This is a genomic window from Nostoc sp. NOS(2021), assembly GCF_017115025.1.
Lineage (GTDB): Bacteria > Cyanobacteriota > Cyanobacteriia > Cyanobacteriales > Nostocaceae > Nostoc.
On record NZ_JABXKM010000240.1, the window covers coordinates 1 to 3,661 of the forward strand.

General features: G+C 44.3%; 3 protein-coding genes and 2 pseudogenes. 2 read left to right on the top strand and 3 right to left on the bottom strand.

What is annotated here, in order from left to right; all coding sequences use genetic code 11:
* Positions 1–53: 53 nt before the first annotated feature.
* From HWQ41_RS25330 to HWQ41_RS25340, 3 genes and pseudogenes are all read right to left on the bottom strand, one after another.
* Positions 54–372 (bottom strand): annotated as a pseudogene (locus tag HWQ41_RS25330) (IS4 family transposase); the annotation flags it as partial.
* Positions 373–745: 373 nt separating this feature from the next.
* Positions 746–1,510 carry a hypothetical protein gene (locus HWQ41_RS25335; RefSeq protein WP_292769193.1) on the bottom strand — a complete coding sequence of 255 codons (765 nt, stop codon included), beginning with the start codon at positions 1,508–1,510 and terminating at the stop codon, positions 746–748.
* 143 nt (positions 1,511–1,653) lie between these two features.
* On the bottom strand, positions 1,654–2,085 hold the full coding sequence (locus tag HWQ41_RS25340) for a hypothetical protein (RefSeq protein ID WP_292769194.1): 432 nt from the start codon (positions 2,083–2,085) through the stop codon (positions 1,654–1,656).
* A 254-nt stretch (positions 2,086–2,339) separates the two neighbouring features.
* Between HWQ41_RS25340 and HWQ41_RS25345 the strand changes: the two genes are divergently transcribed.
* Together HWQ41_RS25345 and HWQ41_RS25350 are read left to right on the top strand one after the other, a co-directional pair.
* Positions 2,340–3,119: an alpha/beta hydrolase gene (locus HWQ41_RS25345; protein WP_292769196.1), complete on the top strand. Its 780-nt coding sequence runs from the start codon at positions 2,340–2,342 to the stop codon at positions 3,117–3,119.
* 180 nt (positions 3,120–3,299) lie between these two features.
* A pseudogene (locus tag HWQ41_RS25350) lies at positions 3,300–3,595 on the top strand (winged helix-turn-helix domain-containing protein); the annotation flags it as partial.
* Positions 3,596–3,661 lie beyond the last annotated feature (66 nt).

Sequence of the window (3,661 nt, forward strand, 5' to 3'; positions counted from 1 at the left end):
ATTACTTTACTCATAGATTATACTGTTTGTCCTAACCACCTTGGCGATTGCTATAACTTTGGAATTAATTCCATCATTACTTGTTCAAATATCGATGCTGGAAACTCTAGAAATCGCTTAGACAATGCTTGTTGCGATACAGAAGCTGCTTTGCACAATCAACTTGTCTTCTCGATTTAATAACCGATGTAACTCCCGCACCGATGGTACTTGTCGCCACAGTAGTGTTAATACTGCTGCCACCATTAGAGGTAAACCCAGAATTCGGTCGCGTAGTCCCAACTGCTGGTAATACGACAGTTGATTGTATACCAGTGGTGTTAATAGCTCTTCCATCCGCGCGGCGATTACTTCGTTTTCTGGCGCTGGCATGTTTCTATCCCGCTTGTGGTCTGGGTTTCCGACTCTTGGATTTCCCATCATTTTTTCCCTTGCTGCACCTGTTGACAAGCTTACCTTTTTCTTAAGTTGTCACCAATAGTCTGAGACTGGGAACGCACGTCGTTGGGGCTGCCGCCTCCCTTGCTAGCGGCAGAGCCGCAATGAGCAGCATTTCCAGCCAAAGGCTGGAAACGAGGTTTTAAAAGGGTTTTAACTTAAGTTGACACCAAGGGGCTGTGTTATCACCCTACAAACCTTTACCCCTCTTCTGTCATTCTCCGAAAACATTTGCCATTTCTGGATTCTAGAGCTTTTGTATAGCAAGCGTAGGCGTAGCCCGCCGCAGGCATCGCGCGATTCTTTTCTAATAACAAATACAAGACCCATTTTTTTCTAATAGTATAGCTTGTATTGATTGCCTCATCAGGCTTCTAGCGATCGGCCTCCCGGAGAGTGACAGAAGAGGGGTATAAGGTTCATCTATTTCAATATCAATGTACAGGTTTAAATCTGAGTCAATATAGGCAAAGTCAGAAGTGTAATGATAACCTTCACTGTATCTAGGATTTTGAACTTTTAATTGGGTTTGAATTTTGTCAGGAAAATAACGTTTGAGGCAATTACCAAATTGTTCTTCCCTTCTTCCTGTTAGCGCCGTGCTGCCATTACCATCCTGCGGTACAGTTTGGTTTAATACTTGCAGCAGCAGCTTGTAGCGAAACTCAGCTACTCGTTCAGGACTCTGGGTGGCTTTTACTTCCTCATAATGCTGGCGCTTCTTTTTTTCGTAAATTTCTACCTTCTTGGGATAGGTTACTACCTCACGATCATGTTTCTGCTTCCGTTGAGGGTAGGTTGTGATTTGATGCCATGCCTGGGCTGCGATCGCTCCTGCTGTTACCAAAAACAACAATAACCCTGACACTGTTCCACTTTGAGAGGCTATGGCAACGCTAGGCACGGTGGCGACGGTTGCCTCAACAGCAATAACTGTTGTATTCAGTTTCTGCGGTTCTGCTCCTGGTTGCTGAGGTAACGGTTCTGTGAATATGAATATGGGTTTTGGTGGCTGGGCTGATTTGACTTTCTCAATTTCCCCTGGAATCAGAATTATTGGATATTGACTCATAAATGTAATCTGTGCAGTAGGTTAAGCAAGCGATCGCTATTTTTCCTCTAAGAATGGGAGCGATAAGCCTAACGGCATGGCTGGCGCTTACCGCAATTTTCTGGATTTTGTACTTGAGTAGTGTGTGTTGAAATAAACCTATTTCACTTTTTAATTTTGGCTCTTCTAAAAATACACTCATAAATTCCTCTACTGGAAGAATCTTCACCAGCTAATGCTCTGCGTGCAAAGACTAATTCCCATTTATCCTCTCCCAGTTGATTTATACTTGTATCAAAAGTAGTGTCCTCAAAACTTTCAATTCGATATTCCCATTCTACAGTTTTGGGTTGTTGTTCCCACCAGAGGTTAAAAACCAGTATCCCTAATATTCCTCCCAGAAATACAGTGTTAATTATTTTCCGGAATTGAACTAAAATATTGAATACATTAAACTTGTTTGATTTAGTTTTTGAATTTTCAGGAGAAGTTTGTGTGTTAAGAACAGGCGTTGCTAATATCTGATTATCTGGTAAATTAATAGTTTGCCGCCAATCTGGATGCTTACTACCAGTTATCTGTCCACGAATATACACCCTTTTAATTTTTGCTAAATTTAATTTAGCTACAGCTTTTTGAACATAATCAACAAAAAATGATTGTTCTGGAACTTCTTTAGATTCAGCAGTTATGGTGAGGCTAAGCTGATACGCAGCTAAATTTAATAAACAGCATTACCTTTATTTTTAATCTTGCGATCGCATGAATTGAATGGTAACAAGCACACATCAGTCGATAAAAATAGCAACTTGGGTTATTAGGAACAAAGTCAATAGGTGGAGATATAGACATGATCAATCGACGCACTTTCACGGCTACGGCTGTTGCTGGAGGCGCGATCGCGCTCCTTGGTCTTTCCAGGAAGAAAGTCCAAGCGCAGGCTGACATCACCGCCCGCAACATAGTCCTGGTTCACGGTGCCTACGCAGATGGCTCCTGTTGGTCTGAAGTGATTAGACGCCTGCAAAAAGCTGGACTCAAGCCGACTGCGGTGCAGAATCCACTGACATCGCTGGCAGATGATGTTGCAGCAACACGTCGCATCCTCGCGTTGCAGGACGGTCCGACGGTTCTCGTCGGTCATTCTTGGGCCGGGACGGTGATTAGCGAGGCTGGAATTGATCCCAAAGTTTCCACACTCGTCTATGTTGCTGCTCGCGCACCGGATGCCGACGAGGACTATACGGCGCTTGCTGCAAAATTTCCAACACCACCCGCAAACGCTGGTCTGGTTCATTCGGGCGGATTCGCTCAACTGAGCGAGGAGGCGTTCCTGAGAGACTTTGCTGGTGGTGTCGATCTAGCTAAAGCGCGTGTTCTATATGCGGTTCAGGGGCGAGTAGCCGACACCCTGTTTGCCTCAAGAACAACAGTGGCGGCGTGGAGGTCTAAACCTTCCTGGTATGCCGTTTCGACGCAAGATAGAACAACTGCGCCTGAGTTGGAGAAGTTTCTTGCGAATCGGATGAAGGCAAATACGATTGAGCTGGAGTCCAGCCATCTTTCTATGATTACCCATCCAGATGAAATTGCCAATCTCATCTTGAACGCCGCAGGACTTAGCGGCTGATCTAATCAGCAACCGCGCCAGGGCGAACGCATCTAAATACTGATGTGCAGAACAAATGCCAGAGTATTTGCACAATTGAATCCGCAGCAATTTCAGGAATGTTTCTTAAACTGGATGAAATAGACCTCTTGCATGAATCAAGAAAACAGAGCAAGTTCATAGTTTAAAGTTAAAAGGTATAACGAGTCGGGCATTTCTGGAATAGGCGATCGCCGCAGTGAAAATCACTCTCGCAAAGACGCTAATAGACGATATCCACCAAGCACAGCTTTTGTCTTGCTTTGCAGTCAAACGCGCCAGATGGGGGGTTTTGGAATCGGCGAAAAGTTGCGGATTGGTTAAGTGAAGTTACGGGGACAAAGATGAGTAGATACAGGGGATGGCAGATATTACGGTAGATGACTTTTAGACTACGAGTACCTCGCCCATCTCACACAGAAAGCTACCCTTTTGAGCAAGAAGCCTGGAAAAAAAACTAGCTATAGAAGTTGAAGAACTCAAAGCTAATTATATCATGTCCGCTTGATTACTTACTAAACCCC

What these genes read in the sequence shown, in the direction of transcription:
- HWQ41_RS25345 (WP_292769196.1), top strand. Translation starts at nt 2,340, where the DNA reads ATGATCAATCGACGCACTTTCACGGCTACGGCTGTTGCTGGAGGCGCG.
- HWQ41_RS25335 (WP_292769193.1), bottom strand. Translation starts at nt 1,510, where the DNA reads ATGAGTCAATATCCAATAATTCTGATTCCAGGGGAAATTGAGAAAGTC.